This is a genomic window from Vibrio sp. 10N, from assembly GCF_036245475.1.
Taxonomy (GTDB): domain Bacteria; phylum Pseudomonadota; class Gammaproteobacteria; order Enterobacterales; family Vibrionaceae; genus Vibrio.
The window spans coordinates 3,392,310-3,405,545 of the sequence record NZ_BTPM01000001.1 but is presented as its reverse complement, the minus strand read 5'-3'; the positions used below and the strand labels follow the sequence as shown (position 1 = coordinate 3,405,545).

Genomic DNA, 13,236 nt, shown 5'->3' with positions numbered 1-13,236 from the left:
ATTAGCGCGTTAGGGCGTGCCCACTGCGCTCGGCTTGAAAGCGCTGTAAGTAGTCGTCAAAGAAGGTGAGCATGGTGTCAGCATCCTGCTCACTGCCTACCTCCCGAGTGATCTCGGCACACACTTCAAAAGTGCACAAGTTGCCCGCCTCTTGGTTTCTTCGCAGTTGATATTGCGATAACTGAGTGGCATTAAGATGCACTTTCGGCAGTGATTGCAACCAAGCGCTGCGATTGAGCATCTTCTTCGCCTCTTGCCATGTGCCATCAAGCACAATGAAGTTACTGGCTAAGCCTTGTTGCTCTCTTTGCCACTCACAGAGTGGCTTGCTCTCTTCACAGGGAAACACCAGTACAGGTGTATGGGGGCTGGTATCAGGTAAACAGCGCTCACATGGCTGTTTGCGTTGCCATTCGGTTATTGCGCTGGACATAAACAACCGGTTGATCAGCTTCCCGGTATTGGTGGCACGGGTCAATTCGTTAGGGTGTGTCAGCAGGGTAAAGCAAAGATCTGAGGCGATCGTTGGGATCGCCTCGCAGTAGCAATTGTGGATAAAACCACACGTTGTGCACATTGGGTTCATTGTCTCGATCTATTCACTCTTAAACAGCACTAAACCACCATTGGCAATAGGGTAAACAATATCACCCACTTTCTCTTGTTTAGCGATGAGCTTGTTGCCGTCCCAAGTAAACAGTCGCTGTGAGACTAAATACTGTTGCTGGTGGCGTGTCATGATCACTTGTACTTGTTGATTGCTCAGCTGCTGCCAGAAGCCGCGTTCTTCGGTCGCTGGAGAGTCATCTGGGTACTCGTAGCGAGTGATGGCGGTATGATCCGGTAGCAGTGTCATTGACACGGTAAAGCCTGCTGTCTCGGTTGACTGTGCTACATAATTGCCTGCCCATTTTAGGGTGGTATCGGAGTTGGAGAGTGTTGCACAGCCCTGTCGAGTCTGACCGTTCATGGTGAGCACGCCGGTCCAGCCGTAAATGGTGTCACTCATGGTGTCGCTGCACAGTTTGCTGCTCATCTGCAGGTTAGCATCGTCAAACTCATAGCGACGGGTGGTCTGTGTTACCTTGCGATCGTTCAACGTCAGCGACTGCGCCTGTTCTCCCATCATGGCAAAGCTGGCTTGCTGTGCAGTGTCGAATTTCAGTGACCAGAAAGGTTCGTTACCCAGCACTTGTGTCGGTCTCAATGGTTGATCGCAGCGCTTAGGGTTCTCTGCGGTCAGCATGTTGACCTGCGTGACCACAAAGCGTCCTGTGTAGTCGGAATCAAAACCTCGATGGCTCGGTGGTTCAAGGTAGCCAACGACCTCGGCATAGATAGGCTGATATGGCTTGCGCGTTAACCTCTCGGCTTCCGAGCGAACTTCTTTTGGCAACGACAGCCAGTATTGGTGCTGACTACCACATGGTTGAATGGTGCGGGTCTCGTGACCAATGACCGCTTGTCCACGCATCACGTAAGTTTGTGGTGTGATGGTTTCTGGACGTGATAGTTCCGCGGAAGGCACTTGAGGCGCACTTTGCGGCGTCTCTGTGTTGAAAGACGAACACGCTTGAAGCAATATGAGCGGGGCAACCGCGAGCGTTAGACGCGACATTGTCATTAAATTTTCCTTAGTTAGAACGATCACAGGGTTCGATACCATTATGGCATATTGGTTATTCAAAACAGAACCAGATGAATTTTCCATCGACACACTGCGTGTGAAAGGAACTTCATGCTGGGAAGGGGTTCGTAATTATCAAGCGCGCAATATGATGCGTGATGAGATGAAGTTGGGCGATCTGGTGCTGATTTATCATTCGTCATGCAAAACCATTGGTGTTGCGGGCATTGCTCGTGTTACCAAAGAGGCGTATCCCGATCATTTTCAGTTTGATATCAATAGCGACTATTACGATCCCAAAGCGGATCCGGATAATCCACGCTGGTTAATGGTAGACATTGAATATGTCGAAAAGTTTAAGCGTGTCCTGCCACTGAGTATTCTTAAGGTGATGCCTGAGCTGGAAGATATGCCGTTAGTGAAACGAGGTAATCGCTTATCGGTGATGCCCGTATCTGAGCCTGAATGGTCGGCGATACTCGCGCGAGTTACCCGTTAGTCAGCGGTGCGACGAGTTAAACAAACTCCCATGCCCAATAGCTAGGATATACGCTATATAGGGGTGAGCATGGGAGATTGGATCGGTTACAGCAGGTGCTGTTTTAGAAATTCTGCGACGGCATCATCGGCATTGCTACCAATGATGGTATTGTTTGGTAGCGCTTTTTTCACCTTCTCATGCGCGTTCTCCATGACGTAGCCGTGACCCGCCATGCTCAGCATTTCTGCGTCATTCATGCCATCGCCAAATGCGATACAGTTTTCCAAACCAAAGCCGAGTTTTTCTGCAACCGCTTTAAGTGCCTCACCTTTTGATACTTCTTTGGCCATGACTTCGAGGCACCAAGGCGTTGAGAACGCGATGTTCAGCGAGTCACCAAATTTTTCGCGTAGCGCGTCTTCAAACTCAACCAGATGTTCATGATCTTGTTTCGGGTGAGTAATGAAAATCTTGGCGATCCCTTGAGTTGGTGCATTGCTGGCATCGAACAGGGTGTAGGTAAAGCCAGTTTCAGTATGGAACTTGCGTAGGAACTCATCCTCTTGGTTCAGCAACCAAGTATCGTCTTGATACATGTGCACAAACAATTCACTGTCGGTATTCAGTACATCAACGACGGATTGCACGAGCTGTTCTGGGACGTTTTGGCTATACAGCAGCTCGTCTTGCTCATCGTGGACGCGCGCGCCGTTAGAGGTGATCATGTAAGCAGGGATCCCCACGGACTTACGAATGCCGGCTACATCGACATGATGACGACCTGTGGCGAAGATAAAGGTGTAACCCTTAGCGTGCAGCTCTTTCAAGGTTTGCTTCGAGTTGGCGCTGAGCAGGTGATCAGGTGCCAGCAGGGTACCGTCTAGATCAGAGGCAACAATTTTGATGGAATCTCGATTCAGGGTCATAGTTCTCTCTTTGTGTCACAGGTACAAGCGAGTCGCTTGGTGCGGCCAAGGGGGCCATCACAATGGCGATCATTGTAGGGGATCTGAGCGTAGAAAAAGAGGGTAAATGGTGAATTGATTTGTTTCCTCATTTTACCCTCTACCGTCGCTATCGAGTACTGAAGAACTGAGTGACGGCGTCCAGGGCTTGGTTACGATACAGGTCTTTCTCAAACAGCACTTCATGTTTGGCACCATCGACCGTCACGAGTTGTGCCTGAGGGTTGGTACGAGTGAGCTTATTAATAAAGCGCAGCTGGTCTTGGTTGCTTACAATTTTATCGGCACCCGCTTGGACCACCAGTAGAGGAATGTTGACTTGCCTTGTTTGCTGAATGCACTGCTTTGCTGCCATCAAACCCTGCCATACCCAGCGTGTGCTTGGGCCACCAATCTTGAGCTCAGGCATTTTTTCATACAGATCGCGAAACCAGTGATAACGCACCTCACTTGAAGAGAGAGGATTGATATCAAACGGTTTTGCAACATACCCTTGGTAACCAGGTGCGTAGGTTGGGGTTGGGTAGATCGCAGTCATAATTTGTGACAACCACATCGCAATCGGCTTGAGGTACCAAGGAACATTCACGCCATACATTGGCGCGCTGAGCGCGATTTTATCGAAGCCGTGCTCTGGGCGAGTTTGCAGGTAGCGAGTTGCGATATTGCCTCCCATGGAGTGAGCAAGCAGGTAGCGCTGTTCGTAATGGCGTAAATCAAAACTCTCAAGGATGAGTTGCATGTCATTGAGGTAATCATCAAACTCATGCACGTGACCCATTTCCGGATTCGGAGCAAGGTGAGTCGAAAGCCCTTGGCCGCGGTGATCAAATGAGTAGATGTTGTAGCCTTGCTGGTAAAAGTCGAAAAATAGCTCTTGATACTTCCACGCCGATTCGATGCGTCCATTGACCACCACTAGGGCCTTCTTATGGCTGTCATGGGTTAACTTACACCAAAAAAGCTCGGTGCCATCCTTCGCTTTGAGCTTACCCTCATGGCGACTGTCCCATAATTGAGCGATTTGTGTGTTTATTACTTGCTCAAATTGTGGCTCTTGAGTATAAGAGGTGTCGGTAGCATTTTTTTTGTGCATACATAGGCCTACTTCAATATTTGTGTATAATGCACTGTTTTTTCGACGGTTTTGTGTCGATGTACAGGGTGATTAGTCCACGGGACGTCTTATTTAGTTAAGAGTAAACCAGTGGTGAGGAAATACAATGGATTATCATGTTTGGTTCGCTTACGTGGTGACTGCGATCGTGTTCAGTTTGGCGCCTGGATCTGGCACCGTTAACTCGATCAGTAATGGATTAAGTTACGGGACACGCAAATCGCTCGCGGCAATTGCTGGCTTGCAGATTGGCCTAGCTGTTCACATCGTGTTGGTGGGAGCGGGTATCGGCGCGCTCGTAGCACAGTCAGCTTTGGCGTTTAGTGTCATCAAGTGGGTAGGGGTGGTGTACCTCATCTGGCTTGGTATTCAAAAATGGCGTGATACTGAATCGGTTTCAGCTAAAGCTGGTCATGAATGTTGTAGTGCCGGGCAATTACTGCGCAGTGCGGTGCTGATTAACCTCACCAATCCAAAATCCATTGTGTTCTTGGTCGCTCTGTTTCCGCAGTTTATTGACCCTGCTGGCGATCAATTCCAACAGTTGGCGATTTTGGGTATCACGACGGTCATTATCGACGCTGTTGTAATGCTCGGGTATACCTCGCTTGCTTCACAAATGGGGCGCTATATTCGCTCAGACCGAGTGATGGGGCGTATCAACAAAGTGTTTGGCTCTATGTTCGTCGGGTGCGGTGCCTTGTTGGCCGCGGCTAAGTCGTAGGCTGGCGGTTTGGACATGTACGCCACCTACGTGGCTCGTCAGCCCATTTTTAATGCGCGTCGGCATACCTTGGGCTACGAGTTACTGTTTCGCGATGGCGAGCGTAATGCGTTTCCAGCGCATGTAGAGGCCAATCGAGCGACTTATCGCTTGATAGCAGAAAACTTTCTATCGCTGGGGGTCAACCCTGCGATTTCTAATTCCCGTTGCTTTATTAACTTTCCACAGCAAAGCTTGATACGTCGCTTACCGCTCATCTTGCCAAAAGATCGAGTGGTGATTGAGATCTTGGAGACCTGTGAGCCGAATGATGAGCTTTATCAAGCGATCAAAGAGCTATCACGCAGCGGGTACATGATAGCGCTCGATGATTTTGTTTATAAAGAAGCGTGGGAGCGCTTTTTGCCATTTGTGCAGATCGTTAAGCTCGACATCATGTCGATGGGCGTGGAGCAAGCGTGCCAATTTGTCGCTCGTCAAAAGGCAAAGGGCAGTCCAAGACAGTATTTGGCAGAGCGAGTTGAGACGGAACAGGAGTTTGTACTCACCAAGCAGGCTGGGTTTAAGTTTTTCCAGGGCTTTTTCTTTAGTAAGCCGATTATGGAGAAGCGAGTCTACATCAGTGCCGAGCAGCTGGTGGCGATGGAGCTGTTCCAGCAAGTGTGTGTGCCTGAGGTCGATTTTGATAAAATTGAGCAGATCGTCGCCAAAGACGTCACCTTGTCCTACAAGCTGCTGCAGTTTGTAAATACCATGAGCCCGCGCTTAGAGTCGGAGATTTCGTCGTTCCGACAAGCTTTGGTTTATCTCGGACAAGATAAGCTCAAGTTGTTTGTATCCCTCACTGTGGCCTCATTTATCTCTAGCCGTAAGCCGAAAGCGCTCTATGAGTTATCGCTGCAGCGAGCGCAATTTTGCCGCTTAATGACCAAGTATCCGCCATTTAAGCAATACAAAGATCAAGCGTTCATGATTGGCTTGTTTTCGATTTTGGATGCGCTGATGGATCTCTCCCTTGAACAGCTGCTTACCCAACTGCCTTTATGTGAAGAGATAAAGCGTGCTTTGCTTGAACGTCAAGGCCCCTACGGACGCCTGTTGCAGATTGGAGAGTGTTTTGAGTCCGCAGACTGGCAAGGGCTGGAGCAGCACCGAGTGCAATTGGGCGTGTCTCAAAATCAAGTCTTTGCAGCGCTGGCAGATGCCCAGCGCTGGAGTCAAAAAGTTCAAGCGCTGAGTTAATTCTGATTTGGCTCAGCATTGTTTGGTTTGCTCCTATTTGGCTCAGCATTGTTTGGTTTGCTCCTATTAGGCAGCACGTCGAGCATATTTTGATAGGCCATCTTATCCGCCACAGGCGCAGGCAGTGCTGACAAAATAGGTGACCAAACGGCTAAGGCGCTCGCTTGATACTGGAACTGTCCCACCACATCACTGCCAATCATGAATCGCTCTGGATAGGCTTCAATCAGAGACAGCCAGCGGCGGTCAATTTGGCCCTGAGGCATCATCACTTCAATCAAACTCCACGATGCCAAGATGTATAGGTTGTCGTGCTCACTCAGTAAGTCAGCGACGGTTTGATACAGAAATCTCATGCTGACCGTTCGGGTCAGTGTGGTCGTTGTACCAGCATGAGCCCAAAGAAAGCGGGTTTCAGGGTGCTGGCTTAGTGCTTGCTCGAGCTCTTGCAAATAGAGTGGGTTATCTTCTCGCTGTGAGGTGATATTGGTATGCAAAAGCACAGGCATATCATAGCGCGCGGCAAGATCGTAAACTTTGCTAAGAGCAGGGTGATTGGCTCTGGGCTTTTCATCGGCGGTCAATGCCGTTAGATGGTCATGGCGGGTAATCACCTCCCCAATTCCTTGCCAAAACCCGGGGCGGTATTTGAGCTCTCTTTCTATATGTTCAGCGGCGTTCATGTCCGTGGTGTTGAAGCCACTTAAAAATGGGTGCAATCTGGCTTGGCTTGCTGCAGGCAGCGATTCCACTTCACGAGCGACGAGTTCATCGGTAAAGGAGTAGTAATAGACTGGTGTATCATCACCGTAGACAAAGCGCGGCGCCTTCGGGGCACTGGCATCCCATTTTTTCATCACCGGTAAGCCCATGACATAAGCATGGTCGATGTTGAGTTTGTCCATGGTGGAGATGAGCGCGTCACCGCCATCTGAGCGTTGAAAATAGTCTACGAGGTGGACCTCGGCATCATTGATACGACCTTGGTAGGCGGCACTGCAGCCGGATGTCAGTATCGCAAGGCACGCGAGTAAGGCGTTGCGTGCTACGCTCGAGGCTAGCTTCATGATTTACGTCCCTGTTATTCAACTTGGTCAAAATTACCATGACTATAAAATGGCGTAAATCTCAGCGGTTTACGATTGTGATTAACGGTTGAGAGCGAAGTGTAAGAATTCATCCCCTTGGTAGGTCAATACCCCTTTGTCACCCGGGTTTAAGTGGTGATAGTAGTGAACTCCAATTTGAAACTCTCGCTTTGGTCCAAAGGTTCCTTTTTGGATATAGATCCAATACTCATCTTCTTTTGTCGGATCATCAGTAGTAACCACTTGCTTATCTAAAATCGTGACGGCGACTTTTCGCTCTGGAGCATCGACCCCAAAAGTGTGCTTTCGCTGAATAAAAACAAATAGATAGCCGGCAACGCCAATCAGCATCACTACCGCTATAATTAGAGAGATAGGCATACAAACCCCGTTCATTCCAATGCGCTGGATTTAAGATCGCACAAAAACCACAGAAAATAAGCTGTCATCGTTGGTTTTGCCGAGATTTTTAGGCTCATATCACACAAAAGGCGCTGGAATTAGGGTTAAATCTTTACTTGAATTTACCTAACAATTGTCGAATTCTTAATACAGATGGTTAACAATGGAGTGAACCGAAAGTAAAGACATGAGCCAGCACGGCTTTTTCACAATTCGCTGGTGTTGGGAGGGATGGATATGTCTGATATTGAAAGCGTAGTTATACGCACAAGGCGTTTGGAAAAATTGCTCCGACAGCAATATCGAGCTGATGGCAAAGGGTTACATCAGTTAGTCACCAGTTGTGAGGAGCGTTTGCCTCATGATGTGATTAGCAAGCTAAGGTACATTGCCACCATTCGCAATAAAATCGTTCATGAGGAAGATTTTGAATTAGACGACAAGTCTGGGTTTTTGCGTGCTTGTGATGAATGTGAGCAGGAATTGACGCCGCGAAGTAGCCGGTTCATCTGGCGCACAGCGATGTGGTTGATGGCATTGATTACCTTACTAGCGATGGGATTTTACTATGTACACTGGGAAAAAGTGCTTCATATCCTGTCGAAGTAGCGTAATGAGAGCGTATGTGGCTTTGATCGCCGGATAAATCAAATACCAACGAAAAAGGGACGCTGAATGCGTCCCTTTTTTTGATCTTCTAGTTTTGACCTAGTCAGTACTAGTAAAGTATCGGCAGTGTCATTAGCCCTACTACTACGGCTATCATCACTAGACCTTGCTTCTGAGAAGATGAAATCATAACACTGCTCCTTTCAATAATTCTGTCGTTGAAAATAAGAATAGCATCATTTTTGGCTTTTACACAATAATATTATTGAATTCTTTCCGTTTTATGACGTTTTCTTACGTTGTTTTGATCTTAATACCATAAAGAAACAGTGTATTTATTTTGTGTCAATTTTGTCCGCATAGCATTTTGTGAGCCAGATCCTTATTAAGATTCTGTTTTTATTGGATTTAATTGTGTTTACATGTTGCTCAATAAAGTTAGGTGTACTTTTGGGGCTTTGGTGTCTTACGTGCTCTCTGGGTTGTTTATGGGTTGGTTGGGGTCAGGATTGTGTGGGGGTCTTGTGCTACTGGGTGAGAATTTGCGCGCGGTTTTCTTAAGTAGTGATAGAAAAGACCTGTTTTTGTTAGGTTGCTAGAAAGTTAATGTGATTTTTGTCCAGATTGATAGTTGATTTTATTTATAATAAACAAGGTCTTATAATGTTGCTATTGAGTACTGATGTGGTTGCTGTGTTGCTGAAGGTCAGCAGACCATAAAAAATGACAGTTCTGTCACTCACGCCCAAGGAAAACGTTTGCTTTCTAAGTTGATGCATTTGTTAGCTGTGGGGAGACAAAGGTGCGAAATTTTCCAATGTCAAAACGAGAATGGTTTAGTTTAAGACAAGTCCAACTTTTACCCCTTACCACTAGACAGGATAAGTGAGCTTCATACACTGGGAGCGATAATAAGAACTGGGTATGTGTATGTGGAGTTGGTTGGCAGTCGCGCTTTCGGGCTTGCTGTATATTTTTGCGGATGAAAAAGGGGATAAAGTCAGAATGGTGCTGTTCAGTTTGCTGACGCATGCACTGTTGGCCGCTATCATTTTGGCTACTGACGTCTTGCTACCCTATCAACGTTGGATGTTGCTCGGACTGGGTGTGTTCGCTGTTAGCGATGCCATCGCACAGTGGCGACAACACACGAAACTAAGTTTTATCGGTTTTATTTGCGCACAGCTTATTTATAGTTGGGCCATGTGGGGGCTTGTGAATAGTCAGTTTGTGTTGTGGTTGCCCGCACTGCTGTTCTGTGTCGCCATTGTTACGTTTTTGCTGCTTTTACCTCGTTTGGACTCGTTTTTAATGCCAGTGGCACTTATGGGGCTCTCTTTGGTGCACTTACTGTGTGCGGCTGGAGAAGCTTGGCTGATCTCGGGCACGTACGCGTCGACATTAGGGTTTGTCGGAGCCTTGGTCTTGATGTTATCTGCACTGCTGTTGGCACTCGAACAGTACCATTTTCAATCTCGACGCGCGCGCTATGCCGTATCTGGCAGTTATTACTTGGCACAAAGTATGTTGGTGGCTTCGTCATTACCCATCGCGACGCATTAATGTCGTAGGTTCATTTGCGATAGATCATCTCGGTAGCGATGAATATTGATTACCATGCGTCTCTGAACAATAAGTGAGGTAATCCACCATGACCGCATCTGATATCCATGCTCACAAGGTACTTAATCTACTGCGTGAGCAGCCGATGAGCCGTGCGCAACTTGAGCAAACCGTTGTTGAACAGTTTGGCGCCAATGCTACGTTCCGTACTTGTAGCCGCGATGGCTTTGATCTTGATTCTCTATTGGCTTTCTTTATCGATAAACAGAAAGTAATTGAGAATGATGGGCTGTGGAGCTTAAATATCGAGCGCGTCTGTTCTCACTAAACGATAAATAGCCTGCTATACTCCCTGAAAATTTTCGTTAGCAGGCTGTAATTCATGGATATTCTTTCAGCGGCGACCATGCTATTCCTTATCATGGATCCGCTCGGCAACCTTCCCATCATACTTTCGATACTGAAACATATCGATCCAGAGCGTCGTCGCAAGATACTGGTACGCGAGCTGTGTTTTGCTTTGCTCATTTTGCTGCTGTTCCTTTTTGCAGGCAAAAGCATACTTAGCTTCTTACATGTTGAGCCGGAAACTCTGAGTATTTCTGGCGGTATCATCTTATTTATCATTGCGATCAGGATGATTTTTCCACAAGCGGGCAGTGTGACGGGGCTAGCGGCAGGTGAAGAGCCATTCATTGTGCCGATGGCGATCCCAATGATAGCTGGGCCTTCTGTGATTGCGTCCGTACTACTTCTGTCTACGCAAAATCCAGATAGCTTAGTGGAGCTTTCTGCGGCAGTGTTGATTGCTTGGGGCGCGACCTTCTTTATTTTAATGTTCTACAACTTCTTCCATAAATTGCTGGGAGAAAGAGGCCTGAAAGCGGTCGAACGTTTGATGGGCTTATTGCTGGTGATGATTTCCACCCAAATGTTCCTAAACGGCGTGAAAAGCTACATGGGTTAATCGTGACACGAAAATAACAAAAAAGAGCCGCATTCGCGGCTCTTTTTTATAGCTTGTTGGAGAAGGGGCTATTTTTGCTCCTGGCTTTCGTCATCCTGCTCAGGCGCCGTTCCCATCATGTACTTTTGGCGGATATCCAGTAGGGCGAAGATACCAAACGCCAGTATGGAGTACTTTTCCCAAGTGCCGAGCTTGAGCTTATCGCCAAAAGCACCAATGAAAATTGCCATCTGAATACCGTGCATCATAAATAGGAATGCGGTCATGATGTACAGCGCGATAGCGCCTTTGCCTGGGAACGGGTGGAAGATGTTCAAAATCAACACAAACCAAACAAACCCAAAGGCGATTTTTGCCAGCATTAATAGCGCTTTCATTGTGATTCCCTCTCAAATAATCGGTAGCTAACCTGACCCGCTGTCTTTTCTTTTAGGAGATCCCAGTGCTCTGGGATAGCGTCAAGCTGCAGTTCTTTTTCCGTTTCAATATAGATTAACGCATTGTTAGCGAGCCAGCCATTGCTCTCTAGACGCTCGATGACATCCGGTAGCAGCCCTTTGCGAAAAGGGGGATCGATAAACACCAAATCCTGTGGTTGCCCAGCTTGAGATAAGAAGCTCAGTGCATCACCATGATGGGCTTGGATGTTGTCTGCTTTGACCAGTGCGATATTACTGACAATTTGCTTGTAGGCTTTGTCATTAAGCTCGATCATAGTGACCTGTTCGGCTTGTCTCGACGCGGCTTCAAACCCCAGACCGCCAGAGCCTGCGAACAGATCTAACACTTTGGCATGGGGGACATCTTGAGCGAGCCAGTTAAATACCGTCTCTTTGACGCGATCGGTGGTGGGTCTGAGCCCTTCTGCATCGTGCACAGGGAGCTTACGACCGCGCCAAAGTCCGCTGATGATGCGAACACTGCCCATCTGGCTCGATGGTTTTTGTGATGGAGTTTGCTTGCGACGTCTAACCATAGATTTTTTGACCGCCAATAAAGTGATACTATAACGGGCTCATTAAAGAGCTTAAATTGATAAGTGACGAAGTGTACCAATCTCTGAGAAAAGTTTTCACTGCTTTGTCACAATTATTTTTGCAGCGCCAGACGTGAAACAGTAGCGTCTTGGCAACGACGAATTTAAGACATTTGAAAAGACAGTATTCAGGATAGTTTCAGATGACAGAAAAGAAAAAGCGCGGACTCCTCTCTTGGCTTGGTTTTGGCGACGAAGAGCAAACAGAGCAAAAACAGCAAGACACGTCTGCACAGACCGAATCAGAGCAGCCATCAGCGGAATCAGGTGATGAGCAGCAACCACAAACTGACAAGGTTGAAGCCAGTGTTGAAGAGACGCCCCAGCAGCAAGAAGAGCCAACGGCTCTAGAATCAGCGGACCAAGAGGTGGTAGCTGAGGATGAAACGCAAGATACTGAAAAAGCAGAAGCAGAAGCAGAAGCAGAAGCAGAAGCAGAAGCTCCGGTAGCCGCTCGAGCTCAAGAGCAAGAGAAGCCGACCGAAAGGTTCTTTGCGCGCTTAAAACGCAGCTTAAGCCGCACCAAAGCGAACATCGGTGCCGGTTTCTTTGGCTTGTTTAAAGGCAAAGAAATTGACGATGAGCTGTTTGAAGAGCTCGAAGAGCAACTATTAATTGCTGACGTGGGCATGAACACCACGGTAAAAATTATTGATAACCTTACAGAAAAAGCGTCTCGTGCCGATTTAAAAGATGGTGAAGCGTTATACGGTCTTCTTAAAGAAGAGATGGCCGAGATCTTGGTGCAAGTTGAAAAACCGCTGGAAGTGGACACGAGCAAAACACCATTCGTGATCCTTATGGTCGGTGTTAACGGTGTGGGTAAGACCACCACCATTGGTAAGCTGGCGAAGCAATTCCAGGCTGAAGGCAAGAAAGTCATGTTAGCGGCGGGCGATACGTTCCGCGCGGCAGCGGTAGAACAGCTTCAGGTTTGGGGCGAGCGTAACGACGTTCCGGTGATTGCTCAGCATACTGGCGCGGATAGTGCGTCTGTTATCTACGATGCCATTGAAGCGGCGAAAGCGCGTGGAGTGGATGTGGTGATTGCGGATACCGCAGGCCGCTTGCAAAACAAAGCTAACCTGATGGAAGAGCTGCGTAAAATCGTGCGTGTGATGAAGAAGATTGATGACTCTGCACCGCATGAAATCATGCTGACACTGGATGCGGGCACTGGCCAAAATGCCATTAGCCAAGCGAAACTCTTTAGTGATGTCGCACCGCTCACCGGTATTACGCTCACCAAACTCGATGGTACCGCTAAAGGCGGGGTGATTTTCGCCTTGGCTGATCAGTTCCAAATTCCTATCCGCTATATTGGTGTTGGTGAAGGGATTGATGACTTAAGGCCGTTCGAGACGCAAGATTTTATCGACGCACTGTTTAGTCGAGAAGAGTAATTGAAGGGGATG

At 47.7% G+C, this 13,236-nt stretch carries 16 protein-coding genes; 8 read left to right on the top strand and 8 right to left on the bottom strand.

The window, feature by feature from the left end:
* Position 1: 1 nt before the first annotated feature.
* Positions 2-586, bottom strand: coding sequence for a tRNA-uridine aminocarboxypropyltransferase (locus AAA946_RS15715; protein WP_338165652.1), 585 nt, complete (start codon positions 584-586; stop codon positions 2-4).
* Between the two features lie 9 nt (positions 587-595).
* A complete protein-coding gene (locus tag AAA946_RS15710) occupies positions 596-1,624 on the bottom strand; it encodes a COG3650 family protein (RefSeq protein WP_338165651.1) in 1,029 nt (342 codons plus the stop codon).
* A gap of 43 nt (positions 1,625-1,667) precedes the next feature.
* Here AAA946_RS15710 and AAA946_RS15705 point away from each other — a divergent pair, with 43 nt between their 5' ends.
* The gene (locus AAA946_RS15705) at positions 1,668-2,126 is read left to right on the top strand and encodes an EVE domain-containing protein (RefSeq protein WP_338165650.1); all 459 of its coding nucleotides are present in this window, start codon (positions 1,668-1,670) and stop codon (positions 2,124-2,126) included.
* Between the two features lie 86 nt (positions 2,127-2,212).
* On the opposite strand, the gene AAA946_RS15700 is transcribed toward AAA946_RS15705, so the two are convergent.
* Entirely contained in the window at positions 2,213-3,034 is an 822-nt protein-coding gene (locus AAA946_RS15700) for a Cof-type HAD-IIB family hydrolase (RefSeq protein ID WP_338165649.1), read from the bottom strand.
* A 148-nt stretch (positions 3,035-3,182) separates the two neighbouring features.
* The gene (locus AAA946_RS15695; protein WP_338165648.1) at positions 3,183-4,169 is read right to left on the bottom strand and encodes an alpha/beta fold hydrolase; all 987 of its coding nucleotides are present in this window, start codon (positions 4,167-4,169) and stop codon (positions 3,183-3,185) included.
* Positions 4,170-4,296: 127 nt separating this feature from the next.
* Between AAA946_RS15695 and rhtB the strand changes: the two genes are divergently transcribed.
* A complete protein-coding gene (rhtB, locus tag AAA946_RS15690) occupies positions 4,297-4,914 on the top strand; it encodes a homoserine/homoserine lactone efflux protein (protein ID WP_338165647.1) in 618 nt (205 codons plus the stop codon).
* A 15-nt stretch (positions 4,915-4,929) separates the two neighbouring features.
* Positions 4,930-6,156: an EAL and HDOD domain-containing protein gene (locus tag AAA946_RS15685; protein ID WP_338165646.1), complete on the top strand. Its 1,227-nt coding sequence runs from the start codon at positions 4,930-4,932 to the stop codon at positions 6,154-6,156.
* On the opposite strand, the gene AAA946_RS15680 is transcribed toward AAA946_RS15685, so the two are convergent.
* A complete protein-coding gene (locus AAA946_RS15680; RefSeq protein ID WP_338165645.1) occupies positions 6,153-7,223 on the bottom strand; it encodes an amidohydrolase family protein in 1,071 nt (356 codons plus the stop codon). The two genes, AAA946_RS15685 and AAA946_RS15680, sit on opposite strands and share 4 nt — an antisense overlap.
* A gap of 81 nt (positions 7,224-7,304) precedes the next feature.
* Positions 7,305-7,625: a DUF2500 domain-containing protein gene (locus AAA946_RS15675; RefSeq protein WP_338165644.1), complete on the bottom strand. Its 321-nt coding sequence runs from the start codon at positions 7,623-7,625 to the stop codon at positions 7,305-7,307.
* 258 nt (positions 7,626-7,883) lie between these two features.
* Between AAA946_RS15675 and AAA946_RS15670 the strand changes: the two genes are divergently transcribed.
* From AAA946_RS15670 to AAA946_RS15655, 4 genes are all read left to right on the top strand, one after another.
* Positions 7,884-8,255: a DUF4145 domain-containing protein gene (locus tag AAA946_RS15670; protein WP_338165643.1), complete on the top strand. Its 372-nt coding sequence runs from the start codon at positions 7,884-7,886 to the stop codon at positions 8,253-8,255.
* Positions 8,256-9,185: 930 nt separating this feature from the next.
* Positions 9,186-9,818 carry a lysoplasmalogenase family protein gene (locus AAA946_RS15665; protein WP_338165642.1) on the top strand — a complete coding sequence of 211 codons (633 nt, stop codon included), beginning with the start codon at positions 9,186-9,188 and terminating at the stop codon, positions 9,816-9,818.
* Between the two features lie 88 nt (positions 9,819-9,906).
* Entirely contained in the window at positions 9,907-10,146 is a 240-nt protein-coding gene (locus AAA946_RS15660) for a YecH family metal-binding protein (protein WP_338165641.1), read from the top strand.
* 54 nt (positions 10,147-10,200) lie between these two features.
* On the top strand, positions 10,201-10,785 hold the full coding sequence (locus tag AAA946_RS15655) for a YhgN family NAAT transporter (RefSeq protein ID WP_338165640.1): 585 nt from the start codon (positions 10,201-10,203) through the stop codon (positions 10,783-10,785).
* Between the two features lie 68 nt (positions 10,786-10,853).
* Here the strand turns inward: AAA946_RS15655 and AAA946_RS15650 are convergent, their stop codons facing one another.
* Positions 10,854-11,162: a DUF1145 domain-containing protein gene (locus tag AAA946_RS15650; RefSeq protein ID WP_338165639.1), complete on the bottom strand. Its 309-nt coding sequence runs from the start codon at positions 11,160-11,162 to the stop codon at positions 10,854-10,856.
* Complete coding sequence (gene rsmD, locus AAA946_RS15645; RefSeq protein WP_338165638.1) at positions 11,159-11,761, bottom strand: 16S rRNA (guanine(966)-N(2))-methyltransferase RsmD; 603 nt, start codon at positions 11,759-11,761, stop codon at positions 11,159-11,161. The genes AAA946_RS15650 and rsmD overlap by 4 nt, the downstream gene beginning before the upstream one ends.
* A gap of 203 nt (positions 11,762-11,964) precedes the next feature.
* Between rsmD and ftsY the strand changes: the two genes are divergently transcribed.
* Positions 11,965-13,224 carry a signal recognition particle-docking protein FtsY gene (ftsY, locus tag AAA946_RS15640; protein ID WP_338165637.1) on the top strand — a complete coding sequence of 420 codons (1,260 nt, stop codon included), beginning with the start codon at positions 11,965-11,967 and terminating at the stop codon, positions 13,222-13,224.
* Positions 13,225-13,236 lie beyond the last annotated feature (12 nt).

Coding starts and splice junctions, on each gene's coding strand:
- AAA946_RS15650 (WP_338165639.1), bottom strand. CDS start 11,162: ATGAAAGCGCTATTAATGCTGGCAAAAATCGCCTTTGGGTTTGTTTGG.
- AAA946_RS15660 (WP_338165641.1), top strand. CDS start 9,907: ATGACCGCATCTGATATCCATGCTCACAAGGTACTTAATCTACTGCGT.
- AAA946_RS15675 (WP_338165644.1), bottom strand. CDS start 7,625: ATGCCTATCTCTCTAATTATAGCGGTAGTGATGCTGATTGGCGTTGCC.
- AAA946_RS15715 (WP_338165652.1), bottom strand. CDS start 586: ATGAACCCAATGTGCACAACGTGTGGTTTTATCCACAATTGCTACTGC.
- AAA946_RS15700 (WP_338165649.1), bottom strand. CDS start 3,034: ATGACCCTGAATCGAGATTCCATCAAAATTGTTGCCTCTGATCTAGAC.
- AAA946_RS15710 (WP_338165651.1), bottom strand. CDS start 1,624: ATGACAATGTCGCGTCTAACGCTCGCGGTTGCCCCGCTCATATTGCTT.
- rsmD (WP_338165638.1), bottom strand. CDS start 11,761: ATGGTTAGACGTCGCAAGCAAACTCCATCACAAAAACCATCGAGCCAG.
- rhtB (WP_338165647.1), top strand. CDS start 4,297: ATGGATTATCATGTTTGGTTCGCTTACGTGGTGACTGCGATCGTGTTC.
- ftsY (WP_338165637.1), top strand. CDS start 11,965: ATGACAGAAAAGAAAAAGCGCGGACTCCTCTCTTGGCTTGGTTTTGGC.
- AAA946_RS15670 (WP_338165643.1), top strand. CDS start 7,884: ATGTCTGATATTGAAAGCGTAGTTATACGCACAAGGCGTTTGGAAAAA.
- AAA946_RS15655 (WP_338165640.1), top strand. CDS start 10,201: ATGGATATTCTTTCAGCGGCGACCATGCTATTCCTTATCATGGATCCG.
- AAA946_RS15695 (WP_338165648.1), bottom strand. CDS start 4,169: ATGCACAAAAAAAATGCTACCGACACCTCTTATACTCAAGAGCCACAA.
- AAA946_RS15665 (WP_338165642.1), top strand. CDS start 9,186: ATGTGGAGTTGGTTGGCAGTCGCGCTTTCGGGCTTGCTGTATATTTTT.
- AAA946_RS15705 (WP_338165650.1), top strand. CDS start 1,668: ATGGCATATTGGTTATTCAAAACAGAACCAGATGAATTTTCCATCGAC.
- AAA946_RS15685 (WP_338165646.1), top strand. CDS start 4,930: ATGTACGCCACCTACGTGGCTCGTCAGCCCATTTTTAATGCGCGTCGG.
- AAA946_RS15680 (WP_338165645.1), bottom strand. CDS start 7,223: ATGAAGCTAGCCTCGAGCGTAGCACGCAACGCCTTACTCGCGTGCCTT.